Raw genomic sequence first — 12,584 nt, 5'->3', positions numbered from 1 at the left:
CTTCTCGCTCACACCGCCCGGTTTCCGCATATTTGCGGGCACCGGGCGGTGTGCTGTGGAGAACTGGAGGCGCTCCCCACGCATCGCTCAGGATCAGTGGCATGACCCACGAGCTGCCCACCGATTCCGTCCGTTCCGCCCCCGAACACACGCTCCGCTCGTCCGCGGCGTCGCCGCACGTGCTCGCCTGCGGCACCCCCGCAGACTTCCTTGCGGTGCTGCCGCATCTGCTCGGCTTCGAACCGCGCAGCAGTCTGACCATTGTGAGATTCATCGGTACCCGCTCGCGCGAAGCGCTGCGCATGGACCTGCCGCCCGATGAGAGCCCTGAGCACGTCGACGCGCTTCTCGACACGGTGCGCACCGCGCTCGGTTCCCTCGCGGGTGAGGACCACGACTCTGGCTCAGCCCCAGACTCGCATACAGGCGCAGACACTTCCGCCGAGCCCACCGCCCCGGTCTCCGTCGGCATCGCTATCTTCACCGAGGTGCGATTCGCGGGCGGGGGCCCGCCCTGGCAACGGTTGGCCGCACGGCTGCGGGCACGACTCCCTCGTGCTGGGTATCCCGTGCGCGAGCTGTGCTGCCGCGCCCCCGATGGCTGGATGAGCTACCTTGCCGACGCTTGGCCCCGCAGCGGGCGACCGCTCAGCGAGCTCACTCTCGCCCCCATCGCGCTCTCCGCTGCCGTGCAGACAGGGGCGATCCCAGATCAACGCACCCTCGGCCGCATCCAGCGTGCGCCCCGCGAACGGGCGCGTGCTGTTCATGCCGCACTGGGCGCTTGTCTTCAGGATGCGCCAGTGCTTCGGCAGCCGCCGCTCGGCGATCCCGGGTGGCTCGCGCGGGCACGAGCGATCGCACAGGATCTCAGGCGCACGACGCCGCTCGGCCCCGAGCCCACCGCCCGGCTCATTGCGGGGCTGCGAGACCACCGCGTGTGGGCCGCCACCGCACTCGGCATTCTCAGCGCGTCGATCCTTGCCAAGAACCTGCGCAGCGGAAGCGTCGCGGAGCGCAGGCTCGCGGCCCTGCCGGTCGACGACCCCACGCCTGGGGCGTGGTCGCTGCACTGGCTGCTCGCGCTTCTTTCACCTGAGTTCACTGAGCGCTCGCGGCTCGTCCATGTGCGGGCGCGCCTCGCGGAGGCGATCTCCGAGTGCCCGCCCGCTCACCGCGCGCCGCTCTATGCGCTCAGCGGGTGGGTGTGGTGGCTGACGGGAATACAGAGCGTCGCGGACCAGCACCTCGCTGCGGCGGAGCAGACGACCCCGGCACACCCACTCGTCTCAATGCTCCGCGAACTCATCTCGGTGCCGAGCCATATCGCGCGAGTCGAGGGGCCTGCGCCCGCGCGACCTCAGCTCGAAGCACCTCCACCACCCGGTCAATGAGCTCATGCGGGATCTCGTTCGGCAGGGTGAAGCGCAAGGCCGATTGTGCGAGCTCCGGCGACACCCCGAGCGCGAGGAGCGTGGGGGAAGGATCGGAGCGCCCCGCCGCGCATGCGGAGCCGGAGGAGACCGCAAGACCCGCGGCGTCGAGCGCCACGAGCAGCGATTCTCCGCTCACCCCGGCGATCGTAAACGACGCGTGGCCGGGCAGCCGTTCCACCGGATCACCGCTGAGGCTCGCGCCCGGCACCCCAGCGGTCACCGCAGCGATCAGCGCGTCTCGGCTTCGCATGAGCGCCAGCGCGCTCCGCCCGATCTGTTCGTGCGCCGCGGTCACGGCGGCACCGAAGCCCGCGATCCCAGCAACGTTCTCTGTGCCCGAGCGCAGGCCTCGCTCCTGCCCGCCCCCGTGCAGCAACGGTTCAAGTGGAAACCGCGTGCGCACGAGGAGCGCCCCGACGCCCTGCGGTCCACCAAACTTGTGCGAGGCGATCGTGAGCGCGTCGACCGCGGCGCCGGGCCACGGCGCAGGCTGGCCGGCCACCTCGCTGGCCGCGAGCCCGCGGTCGCTGAATGAGACGGGCAGCGTCGCAGCGGCCTGCACGGCGTCCGAGTGGACGAGCGCCCCCCGCGCGTGCGCCGCCGCCGCGATGTCCGTGAGTGACTGCACGGTGCCAATCTCGCCGTTCGCGAGTCCGATTGAGAGGAGCGTCGTATCCTCCCGAAGAGCTGCGTCTACTGCGGCGAGGCTCACCCGTCCGCGATCATCCACGGGCAGCACGGTCAGCTCGAAGCCGAAGACCCGTTCCAGGAAGCGCGCGGACTCGAGGACCGAGGAGTGTTCGATCGCCGAGACGATGAGGTGCCTGCCCCGTGGGCGAGCAAGCGCGAGCCCGGTGAGCGCCAGCGCATTCGCCTCAGTGCCGCCCGAGGTGAAGACGAGCTCTGCAGGCCGCGCACCCAGAGCTGCGGCGATCTGCGCCCGCGCGTGCTCCACCGTGGCCCGTGCCCGCGCGCCCGCCGCGTGCACACTCGATGCGTTCGCCTGTCCCTCGTCCCACACCGCGGTCATCGCGGCGCGCGCTTCGGGGCGCAACGGCGCGGTCGCCGCCGCATCGAGGTAACCCGGCTGTGTCCTGCTCATCCGTGGCTCACTCAGCGTCGAGGCCGAGGTCGAGCGCCCGTGCACCGTGGGTCAATTGCCCGACGGAGATTACGTCAACGCCCGTCTCCGCGATGCCCGCCACGGTATCGAGATTCACCCCGCCGCTCGCCTCAACGATGGCGCGCCCGGCGATCAGCTCGACGCCCGCGCGCAGCTCGTCGTTCGTGAAGTTGTCGAGCAGCAGCCCGGTCGGGTGAGCGGCGAGCACCGCTTCGATCTGATCGACCCGATCCACTTCGACGATGATCGCCGTCGTGTGCCCGACACGCTCGCGCAGTCCCGCCAGCGCCGCAGTGGTGCTCTCGGCGTCAACTGCGCCGAGAGCCGCAAGGTGATTGTCCTTCACCATGATTGCGTCGGACAGGCTGAAGCGGTGATTCGAGCCGCCGCCCATGCGCACCGCGTGCTTCTCAAGCGCGCGCAGACCAGGCGTGGTCTTTCGCGTGTCCGCAATGCGCACTGGGGTGTGTGCCACCGCGGCGACGAAGCGCGCGGTGAGCGTCGCAATGCCGCTCATCCGCTGGCTGAAGTTCAGGGCGATTCGCTCAGCGGTGAGCACCGCGCGCGCGGGGCCAGCGATGCGAGCCAACACGTCTCCTGCTTCGAACGACGTGCCGTCTGCCGCGAGTTCGCTCAACTCCACGCGGGAATCCGTCTGCCGGAACGCCGCTTCGACGAGCGCGCCACCGGCGAATACCCCGGCCTCCCGCGCGACCAGCCGGGTGGCGATCGTTGCGTCCTCGGGGATGGTGAGCGCGACCGTCAGGTCACCCCACGGCGCGTCCTCGGCGAGCGCGCGCGAGACAACGTCCGTGGTGAGTTGGGGGGTCAGCATGCGGCAAAGCTCCTAGCCGTGAGGTCTGCGGAAGAGGGCAGTATTCGGGTGAAGTGGAAAGCAGTGCGCTGTGCGGCACGCGAGCTTGGGCCCGAGGACGACCCGGCGGTGTCGGCCGCAATGAAGTTAGTCTCGGGGAAGTCGGTGCGCTGGTGAGCTCCGCGCGACTCTCGTCGCTCGCTCGCCGCGTGCGCGATCATCGAGGCCAGCTCGGCGGAGTCTCCGGTCGCGGCATCGCAGGCAGAGAGGACGTCGCGAAGGCCCGCGGCATCGCGTTCGATTCCCAGCCCGCGCGCTATGGCTCCCCGCACTGCGGAGTCCTCCGTGCCCGCTTGTCCGCTCGCGGGGTCGCGTCGCAGCGGAACGGTGAGGGCCGACGCGCTGAGCTCTGCGAAACCTGCGCCGTGCGTGGACCACGCCTCGCCGGGCTCGCGACTCCATGCTGCCGCCGCGGCGCCAGCGCGATCGCCGAACACGAGCCCCTCGAGCAGTGAGTTCGACGCCAACCGGTTCGCGCCGTGCACGCCGGTGGACGCCACCTCGCCGGCCACGAATAGCCCAGGCACACTGCTGCGCCCGTCCAGGTCGCTCAACACCCCACCCATGGCGTAGTGCGCCGCGGGCGATACGGGCACCGGCTCACGACTCCAGTCGATCCCGTGCGCAGCGAGCGTCTCGGAAATACCGGGGAAACGACGAGCCAGCGTGCCTGATCCGCTCGCGGTCTCAATCCCGGTGGCGTCAAGCCACACCGTCGATTCGCCGCGCTCGCGCAACACGCGATGGATGGTGCGCGACACGACGTCACGCGGCGCGAGCTCGGCCCGTGGGTGAGCGGACTCCATAAACCGCGAGCCGGCCCCGTCGCGCAGCACTGCGCCGGCGCCACGCACCGCTTCCGATATGAGGTCGCCGCGGCCCGCCCCGTCACCGACATGCAGCACGGTCGGGTGGAACTGCACGAACTCGAGGTCGGCAACTAGCGCACCCGCCCGGGCAGCAAGCAGCACGCCGCTGCCCACGGCAGCAGCGTCGTTCGAGGTGCGCGGAAAGAGGCTGGCGTAGCCACCCGTCGCGAGCACCACGGCGTCTGCCGCGCAGCTCCTCCGGGCGCCGTCTGGCCCCACGAACTCCGCACCCACCACGACACCCGCCGTTCGACGCAACGCAGTGACTCGGCTGTGCTCGCGAAGCACCAGACGCCCGCATTCCGCAGCGGCACGCACCTGGGCGCGCACGTACGCATGCAGTCCCGCGCCCGTGCGATCCCCGCCCGCGTGCACCACCCGCGAACGCCCGTGCGCTGCCTCGCGCCCGAGCGCGGGGCTGCCGTCGTCCGCACGGTCCACCGGCCAGCCGGCCTCGATGAGCTCGCGCACGCGCCGGGCCCCATCGCTCACCAGCGCGGTGGCCGCCTCGACGTCCACGAGCCCAGCCCCGGCGGCCACGGTATCCGCGAGATGATCCCGCACTGAGTCCGCCGCACCGATCGCGGCCGCGACACCACCCTGGGCGAGCGCGGTGTTTCCCCCTGCGCCCCCGCTGAGCGGTTCGAGGCGGCCGGGGAGCACAAGCTCAACATCCGCGCCGGCGGCCACTGCCGCAAGCGCCGCGGAGAGCCCGGCGATCCCCGAGCCGACGATGAGGATCATGGCCGGGCCGCGAGCATCCGCTCAAGCGCCACCCGCGAGTCGTCGGCAACGGCCTCGGAGACGGTGATGCGGTTCGGCGTCTCGCCGGCAAGGAGCGACTCCAGCGTCCAGGCCAGGTACGCGGGGTGAATGCGGTACATGGTGGAGCACGGGCACACGACCGGATCGAGGCAGAAGATCGTGAGGTCGGGCCGCTGCTCCTGCAGCCGGTTGACGAGATTAATCTCGGTGCCCACCGCGATCACGCTGCCGGGCGCAGCCGCCTCAATCTCCTTGCGGATGTACTCGGTGGAACCGGCGCCATCGGCCGCCTCAACCACGGCAGCCGGACACTCAGGGTGCACGAGCACTCGCACGCCGGGGAATTCGGCGCGTGCCTGCTCGATCTGTCCGACCGTGAAGCGCTTGTGCACCGAGCAGAAACCGTTCCACAGGATCACCTTCGCGTCGCGCAGCTGCTCCTCGGTGTTCCCCCCGAGTGCGAGGTGGGGTCGCCAGAGCGGCATCTCGCTCTCCGGGATGCCCATGGCCTTCGCGGTGTTGCGGCCGAGGTGCTGGTCAGGGAAGAACACCACGCGCTGGCCACGGGCAAACGCCCATTCGAGCACGGTGCGCGCGTTCGATGAGGTACACACGATTCCGCCGTTGCGCCCGCAGAATGCCTTAATCGCGGCCGAAGAATTCATGTACGTGACCGGAATGACGGGCTGCAGGTCGCCGGACTCGGCGGGACCGAGCGATGCGGTGAGCTCGCGCCAGCAATCCTCCACCTGCTCGATCGTCGCCATATCGGCCATCGAGCAACCCGCGGCAAGGTTCGGCAGGATCACGGCCTGTTCGGGCCCGGAGAGGATATCCGCGGTCTCGGCCATGAAGTGGACCCCGCAGAATACGAATGCCTCCGCCTCGGGGTGCTCCTTCGCCGCCTGCGCGAGCATGAACGAGTCGCCGACGAAGTCTGCGTGCTCGACGATCTCATCGCGCTGGTAGAAGTGGCCAAGGATGCGCACGCGCTCCCCCAACGCTTCCTTCGCCGCTCGGATCCACTCCGTGAGCTCTTCGTCGCTCGCGTCCGTGTACTTTGCGGGCAGCGGTCCCTGGCGCGGCGCGGCGCCGGGAATCTCGTCGTCGGCCGACGCTCCGGGCCCGTATCCCGGATCCTGATCGATCGCCCACGGATCGCGCACGAGGCCCGTGTCGCAGCTCGAGGCGCCGGTTGCCCGCAGCGCGATCGGGCGGCGGTGCGGCGCGGCGCTCGGTCGCCCTATTCCCCGCGTGGTGGCCGCGGCTTCACGTTCTGCGGCGTCGCGGATGAGTTCGTGCACGCTCGTCATGAGGCGCTCCTTGTCTGAGAGGGTGAAAAGAGTGGGGCGGCCGAGGCGGCCGAGGATTCGTCGGCCTCGCTGAAGCGGTAGAGCCGGGCGGGTCGGTGGGCGCCGCCCGTCGCGAGGCGGCCGGTGTCTACAAGGCCACCGCGCGCGAGTGCCTGCCGGCGGAAGTTCGCGGGATCGACGGCCTCACCGCGCACCGCCTCGGTCACGGTGCGGAGCTGACTCAGCGTGAACTCGGCACCCAGGAAGCGGTGCGCAACGGCGGCGTACTCGGTGCGGGCTCGGAGGCGGGCCAGCGCGTGCGCGACGATCTCCGCGTGGTCGAAGGCAAGCGTGGGCAGCGCGTCCGCCGAGAACCAGCGCACGTTACCGCTCTCCCCCTCACGCGACGCGGCGGGCGGGCGCTGAGTGGGCTGCGCTGCGGGCGCGGGATCGTCCCACCGACGCGGTGTGGGATCGAGATCGGGATCAGGGCCGTGATCCCCGTCATCCGTTTCGGCCTCACCGAGGTCGAGCGCCGGGGCGGCGAGTTCGCGTTCGCCGTAGAGCGCCCAGTACGCGATCGTCACGAGGCGCTGCGCCTCCGCGGAGCGTTCGACACTCCCGAACGAGTAGAGCTGCTCGAGCGAGCCGGGGTCGCGCCGAGCCGCTGCGCGGAGCGTGCGCAGCGCGGTATCCGCGAGTGTCTCGTCCCACTCCGTCGGCCCTCCGGGGAGCGCCCACTGCCCGAGGAACGGGGCGCGGGTGCGCCGCACCAGGGGCACCCAGATCGCGGTGCCCGGGTGAGCTGACAGCGCAGTCTCGTCGCGCTCCGCATCATGCGGCGGGTGCAGCGCGAATGCCACCACAGACACCGCCACAGCAGGCGGCAAGGTGCGTCGCTCGCTCACGCTCGCGTTCCCGTACGGCATGGCTGCCCCGTCTGCTCGAAGTATTCGCACTCTCATGCGGGAGTTAAAGTCACAGTGACTTTTACTCAGCGTACGGCAATTTTTGAGCCCGTCAAATCTCCGCGCACTCGCGGCGACCGAAAAGCTGCCCCGTCGCCCACGATCCACTCCCCCGGGAGTGTCGAGAGATCGGCGAGAACTCAGGGAACTCAGAAAAAAGACACGACATTGTCACGATTCTGCAACAGCGCTCTGAGGTGAGATATGCTCAGCCGCAAGACCAGTAATGCCGAACGTTGGGATTCACCAGCAAGTTTTGTCCGTCGCAAACATGCGGCACAGCTACCAGTCTCCACGTCGGCGCCGTCGCCGTGGCACCCCGGCCGCTTCTCGCGGCCAGCAACACAAAGGAAATACAGTATGGCCACCGGCACCGTGAAATGGTTCAACTCCGAAAAGGGCTTCGGCTTCATCACGCCCGATGACGGCGCGTCCGACGTCTTCGCTCACTTCAGCGCGATCCAGGGCAACGGCCGTCGCGACCTGTTCGAAGAGCAGCGCGTCGAGTTCGACATCGAGCAGGGCCCCAAGGGCCTGCAGGCAAGCAACATCCGCGCCATCTAAGGATCGGACATTGCGCGACGCATACGCGTCGCACCCATCGCTTCGGCGGTGAACGCCAGGGAGGCGGGGCTTCGGCTCCGCCTCCTTTCGTGTGCCCGCGGGGTTCTTGTAGAAAGACCACAGCTCGTTCGACAGCGCACCGAGCACGTCGATACATTCGGAAGCACCGCGCACACCAGAGAGGGCCGCATGTCAACGCCGACGTATCCCCACCTGTTCAGCCCGCTCGAGCTGGGCTCCGTCACTCTTCCCAACCGAATCATCATGGGTTCGATGCACCTCGGCCTGGAGGAAGCGCCGGGCGGGGCTGAGCGCCTCGCCGCGTTCTACCGCGAGCGGGCGGCGGGAGGAGCCGCCCTCATCATCACGGGTGGGATCTCACCGAACCCCGAGGGGCGACTTACTCCCGGTGCCGCACTGCTCGACAGCCCGGCGGCGGTCGCCCACCACCGCATCATCACCGACGCGGTCCACGACGAGGGCGGGCGCATCGCGCTGCAGATTCTGCACGCGGGCCGCTACGCAGCGCATCCGGAGGCGGTCGCACCCAGCCCCATTCAGGCGCCCATCTCCCCCATCACGCCGCGCGAGCTCAGCGCCGCGGAGATCGAGCGCACGATCGCAGACTTTGTGCGCACCGCTCGCCTCGCGCAGGAGGCCGGGTACGACGGCGTCGAAATCATGGGGTCCGAGGGCTATCTCATCAACCAGTTCATCGCGGAGCGCACCAACCAGCGCACCGACGCCTGGGGTGGCTCCTTCGACAACCGGGTCCGCCTCCCCCTCGAGATCATTCGACAGACCCGCGAGGAGCTCGGCACAGACTTCATCATCGTCTACCGGCTTTCCATGCTCGATTTGGTTCCCGGCGGTTCAACGCCCGAGGAGGTCGCTGAACTCGCGCGACGCGCAGAAGCTGCTGGCGCCACCCTCCTCAACACGGGCATCGGCTGGCACGAGGCACGCGTGCCCACGATCGCAAGTTCGGTGCCGCGGGGCGCGTTCACCTGGGTCACACGTCGCCTCATGGGGAAGGTCAGCATTCCACTCGTCACCACGAACCGTGTGAACACCCCGGAGGCGGCAGAACGCGCTCTCGCGGAGGGGGACGCTGACCTCGTGTCGCTCGCCCGCCCATTCCTTGCGGATCCGGAGTTTGTCGCGAAGGCCGCCGCCGGCACTCCCGAGCGCATCAACACCTGCATCGGCTGCAACCAGGCGTGCCTCGATCACACGTTCTCGGGCAAGCTCGCGAGCTGCCTAGTCAATCCGCGCGCCGGCGCGGAGACCGTGCTGCGGATCACACGCGCCCCGGGGCGGCGCAGGATCGCGGTAGTCGGCTCGGGGCCGGCCGGGCTCGCGTGCGCGACGACTGCGGCGGAACGTGGGCACGACGTCACGCTCTTCGACGCCGCCGAACGCATTGGCGGGCAGCTCAACGTCGCACTGCAGGTGCCCGGCAAGAGCGAGTTCCGCGAGACGCTGCGCTACTTCACCGTGCGCATCGCGGAGACTGGCGTGCGACTCAAACTTGGCTCCCCCGCGACGGCCGAGATGCTCGCCGCCGCGGGCTTCGATGAGGTGGTGCTCGCGACGGGGGTGCTCCCCCGCACCCCGGACATTCCGGGCCTCGCCGACCCGCGCGTGGTCACCTATCTCGATGTGCTGCGGGATCGCGTGCCGGTGGGCGACCGCGTGGCCATCCTCGGCGCGGGCGGGATCGGCTTCGACGTCGCCGAGTTTCTCACGCACGGGGGTGACGATGACCCCTCGGACGTTGCGGGTTTCCTCGCGCACTGGGGCATCGACCGCGAGTCGACGGCACCGGGCGGGATCGACCCTGCGCCGCGCGAGCGCGCGGCACGGGGCAACATGACGGCCGCGCCAACAGCCCAGCAGCCCCGACCACGCACGGTGACCATGCTGCAGCGCAAGCCAGGGAAGCTCGGTGCGGGGCTTGGCAAGACCACCGGCTGGATACACCGGGGCGAGCTCGCGCGGCGCGGCGTTGAGATGGTGCCCGGCGCAAGCTACCTCGGCGTCACCGATGCGGGCTTGCGCATCGCGGTGGACGGCGCGGAGCGCACGATCCCGGCCGACACGATTGTGCTCTGCACGGGACAGGAGCCCGAGCGGTCACTCCACGCGGAGCTCGCCCAACGCGGCATCACCGCGCACCTCATTGGTGGCGCAGACATTGCGGCCGAGCTCGACGCGAAGCGAGCCATCGACCAGGGCACCCGCCTGGCGGCGTCACTGTAGCGCGACACGCTACACCCTCCTGCGTCAGCTGAGCAGGGCGCGGGCGGCGGCGAGCGCCTCCGAGAGTGGGGCCTCGAGCGGGGTTCGGCCAGCGCCCCGCTCGGCCCAGCGCCACACCGCACCGAGTACGGCGGCCGCGTAGCCGGCGCCTGCGATCTCCGCGGTCCAGGGATCGCTCCCATCGCGAACGAGTCGCTCGGCGAGCGCGGCACCGAGACGGAGCTGCCGCTCGGCGCGACCAGCAGCGAGCTCCTCCTCGACGCTCATCGTGCGCGCGTCCACGATCGCCAGAGCGAGCGTTTCGGGCCCGGGGCCGGCCGCGAGCAGCGCCAGCGCTTCGGGCACCGGCACGGTGGCATCTGCAACCGCCTCGAGCACCGCTGCGATGCGCTGGTCGAGCACAAACCACAGGATGTCAGCCTTGCCCGCGAAGTAGTTGAAGAAGCTGGAGCGACTCACTCCCGCACGGCGCGTGATCTCGGTCACGGCGGTGGCCTCGTAGCCCTGCTCGAGGAAGAGCTCGGTCGCGGCGTCAGCGATCGTCTCTCGGGAGGAGGCGCGGGGGCGCCCGCGCGCGGCAGTGCTCATGGGCCCAGCCTAGCGGTGGTATGACGAGCGCCCCTCAGCGCTTCGCATCACACTCCCGTTCGGCATGCGTCCTGGGGTAGACTCCTCGTTGTTGAACTCGATCTAACAACACGCTCCCCCGGCGCCACTAGCGCCGCACGCGGGAGCCGCATCAGCAGAAACCGGAGTTGCCCCATGGCACTGCACACCCCGCGGGCCGCACACGCCCCACGCGCACTCGGCCTTGGCGGCCTCGCGATCCTCGCCACGGGCGCCGCCCTCATGCTCAGCTCGTGCGCCACCCCCGGCGCAGAGCCCGGCGCCGGCACCCCGAAGGACGGCGGCACGCTCGTCTACGCAACCGGCGACGCCGAGCCCACCTGCCTCGACCCGCACGTGGGCGGCAACTACCCGCAGGCACTCATCTCGACGCAGTACCTTGAGCCGCTCGTCGGACGTACCGCCGACGGCACAATCACCCCCTGGCTGGCCAGCGAATGGACCACGAGCGAAGACGGGCTGACCTGGGACTTCACCCTGCGCGAGGGCGTCACCTTCACCGATGGCACACCGCTCGACGCCGCAGCAGTCCAGGCGAACATCGAGCATCTGCAGGATCCCGAGACCCAGTCGTCAACGGGCTACCTCGCGGTCGAGAAGGTGAAGAGCGTCGAAGCCGTCGATGCCACGCACGCGCGCTTCCACCTCTCGGCGCCCGACTCGGCGCTGCTCGAGTCGCTCAGCCAGCAGTGGACCGCGATCCAGTCGCCCGCCGGAATCGCCCGCGGCATGGAGGAGAACTGCAAGTCCCCGATCGGCACCGGGCCCTTTGTGGTGCAGGGCTGGGCGCCGCAGCAGTCGGTCACGCTCGTGCGCAACGAAGACTACGCCACCCCCGGCCCCGAGGCCGACCACGATGGCGCGGCGCACCTCGAGAGCATCGAGTGGCGCTTCATCCCCGACGCGGCAACCCGCTACGCCGCGCTCGCATCCGGCGAGGTGCAGGTGATCGACAACCCGCTGCCCGGCGACATCGTCGCGGCGAAGGACGCGGGCATCGCGCACATCAATGCGCCCCGTCCCGGCGCATCGAACCGCATCGAACTGAACTCGGCGCAGACGCCCTTCGACGATATCCGCGTGCGCGAGGCGTTCATCCGCGCCGCCGACCCGAACCCCGGCATCGAGTCGCTGACGCGCGGCACCGCCGAGCGCTCGTACTCACCCCTCGCGAGCACGGAGCCGGCGGGCGCGAGCGATCCCGATCTGTTCACGACCGACGCGGCGCAGGCCGCGAAGCTGCTCGACGAGGCAGGCTGGACGCAGACCGACGCGGACGGCGTTCGTGTAAAGGATGGCAAGCGTCTCACTGTTCGCTTCCCCGTGAGCACGAACCAGTCGACCGCGGCCGAGCAGTCGCTGTTCGAGCAGATTCAGGCGAACACCGGCAAGATCGGCTTCGACGTGCAGCTCGAGCCCGTCGACCTCAGCACCTGGTACGGTGCGCTGGGCGCGAACGAGTACGAAGCAGTGAGCGCCCCCTACACGAAGGTGGGGCCCGACGTGCTGCGGATCCTCTTCCACTCGGACGGCATCGTGCCCGCCCCGTCCGGCTACTTCGCGAACCACGCGCAGCTGGCTGACGCGAAGCTCGACGCGATCCTCGACGAGGCCTCGGACACGCTCAATGCCGAGGCGCGGGAGAAGCTCTACGCCGACGCGCAGCAGCGCATCCTCGCGAGCTACACCGTGCTGCCGCTCTATGATCAGCAGAACCACTTCCTCACGAAGGGTGTGACGGGCGTGACCACGCTCGGCACCGTGGCAACACCCACCTTCGTGAACGCGCAGCTCACGGAGTAAA

Annotated in this window: 10 protein-coding genes; 4 read left to right on the top strand and 6 right to left on the bottom strand. The window is 69.8% G+C overall.

What is annotated here, in order from left to right:
• The first annotated feature begins 101 nt into the window (after window positions 1-101).
• Window positions 102-1,394 (top strand): DUF4192 family protein, encoded by a 1,293-nt coding sequence (locus tag D3226_RS07175; protein ID WP_202381748.1) that lies wholly within the window; start codon window positions 102-104, stop codon window positions 1,392-1,394.
• On the opposite strand, the gene D3226_RS07170 is transcribed toward D3226_RS07175, so the two are convergent.
• From D3226_RS07170 to D3226_RS07150, 5 genes are read right to left on the bottom strand one after another with little or no spacing between them, the layout of a single operon-like run.
• Window positions 1,306-2,538: a cysteine desulfurase family protein gene (locus tag D3226_RS07170; RefSeq protein WP_202381747.1), complete on the bottom strand. Its 1,233-nt coding sequence runs from the start codon at window positions 2,536-2,538 to the stop codon at window positions 1,306-1,308. The two genes, D3226_RS07175 and D3226_RS07170, sit on opposite strands and share 89 nt — an antisense overlap.
• 7 nt (window positions 2,539-2,545) lie before the next feature.
• On the bottom strand, window positions 2,546-3,394 hold the full coding sequence (gene nadC, locus D3226_RS07165; protein WP_202381746.1) for a carboxylating nicotinate-nucleotide diphosphorylase: 849 nt from the start codon (window positions 3,392-3,394) through the stop codon (window positions 2,546-2,548).
• Window positions 3,388-5,046, bottom strand: a complete 1,659-nt coding sequence (locus D3226_RS07160; protein ID WP_202381745.1) for an L-aspartate oxidase — start codon at window positions 5,044-5,046, stop codon at window positions 3,388-3,390. The genes nadC and D3226_RS07160 overlap by 7 nt, the downstream gene beginning before the upstream one ends.
• Entirely contained in the window at window positions 5,043-6,380 is a 1,338-nt protein-coding gene (gene nadA, locus D3226_RS07155) for a quinolinate synthase NadA (protein WP_237462559.1), read from the bottom strand. Before nadA ends, D3226_RS07160 begins: the two co-directional genes overlap by 4 nt.
• Window positions 6,377-7,288, bottom strand: a complete 912-nt coding sequence (locus D3226_RS07150; RefSeq protein ID WP_202381744.1) for an NUDIX hydrolase — start codon at window positions 7,286-7,288, stop codon at window positions 6,377-6,379. Before D3226_RS07150 ends, nadA begins: the two co-directional genes overlap by 4 nt.
• A 399-nt stretch (window positions 7,289-7,687) precedes the next feature.
• On the opposite strand from D3226_RS07150, the gene D3226_RS07145 reads away from it, so the two are divergent.
• On the top strand, window positions 7,688-7,891 hold the full coding sequence (locus D3226_RS07145) for a cold-shock protein (RefSeq protein WP_025133079.1): 204 nt from the start codon (window positions 7,688-7,690) through the stop codon (window positions 7,889-7,891).
• 189 nt (window positions 7,892-8,080) lie between these two features.
• A complete protein-coding gene (locus D3226_RS07140) occupies window positions 8,081-10,153 on the top strand; it encodes an NADPH-dependent 2,4-dienoyl-CoA reductase (RefSeq protein ID WP_202381743.1) in 2,073 nt (690 codons plus the stop codon).
• A 24-nt stretch (window positions 10,154-10,177) separates the two neighbouring features.
• Here the strand turns inward: D3226_RS07140 and D3226_RS07135 are convergent, their stop codons facing one another.
• Complete coding sequence (locus D3226_RS07135; protein WP_202381742.1) at window positions 10,178-10,741, bottom strand: TetR/AcrR family transcriptional regulator; 564 nt, start codon at window positions 10,739-10,741, stop codon at window positions 10,178-10,180.
• A 174-nt stretch (window positions 10,742-10,915) separates the two neighbouring features.
• On the opposite strand from D3226_RS07135, the gene D3226_RS07130 reads away from it, so the two are divergent.
• Window positions 10,916-12,583, top strand: a complete 1,668-nt coding sequence (locus D3226_RS07130) for an ABC transporter substrate-binding protein (RefSeq protein ID WP_202381741.1) — start codon at window positions 10,916-10,918, stop codon at window positions 12,581-12,583.
• Window position 12,584 lies beyond the last annotated feature (1 nt).

Origin of the sequence: Leucobacter chromiireducens subsp. chromiireducens, assembly GCF_016758255.1 — a bacterium.
GTDB classification, from domain to species: domain Bacteria; phylum Actinomycetota; class Actinomycetes; order Actinomycetales; family Microbacteriaceae; genus Leucobacter; species Leucobacter chromiireducens.
This window is presented reverse-complemented; position numbering and strand designations above follow the sequence as displayed.

What these genes read in the sequence shown, in the direction of transcription:
- D3226_RS07175 (WP_202381748.1), top strand. Translation starts at nt 102, where the DNA reads ATGACCCACGAGCTGCCCACCGATTCCGTCCGTTCCGCCCCCGAACAC.
- D3226_RS07170 (WP_202381747.1), bottom strand. Translation starts at nt 2,538, where the DNA reads ATGAGCAGGACACAGCCGGGTTACCTCGATGCGGCGGCGACCGCGCCG.
- nadC (WP_202381746.1), bottom strand. Translation starts at nt 3,394, where the DNA reads ATGCTGACCCCCCAACTCACCACGGACGTTGTCTCGCGCGCGCTCGCC.
- D3226_RS07160 (WP_202381745.1), bottom strand. Translation starts at nt 5,046, where the DNA reads ATGATCCTCATCGTCGGCTCGGGGATCGCCGGGCTCTCCGCGGCGCTT.
- nadA (WP_237462559.1), bottom strand. Translation starts at nt 6,380, where the DNA reads ATGACGAGCGTGCACGAACTCATCCGCGACGCCGCAGAACGTGAAGCC.
- D3226_RS07150 (WP_202381744.1), bottom strand. Translation starts at nt 7,288, where the DNA reads ATGCCGTACGGGAACGCGAGCGTGAGCGAGCGACGCACCTTGCCGCCT.
- D3226_RS07145 (WP_025133079.1), top strand. Translation starts at nt 7,688, where the DNA reads ATGGCCACCGGCACCGTGAAATGGTTCAACTCCGAAAAGGGCTTCGGC.
- D3226_RS07140 (WP_202381743.1), top strand. Translation starts at nt 8,081, where the DNA reads ATGTCAACGCCGACGTATCCCCACCTGTTCAGCCCGCTCGAGCTGGGC.
- D3226_RS07135 (WP_202381742.1), bottom strand. Translation starts at nt 10,741, where the DNA reads ATGAGCACTGCCGCGCGCGGGCGCCCCCGCGCCTCCTCCCGAGAGACG.
- D3226_RS07130 (WP_202381741.1), top strand. Translation starts at nt 10,916, where the DNA reads ATGGCACTGCACACCCCGCGGGCCGCACACGCCCCACGCGCACTCGGC.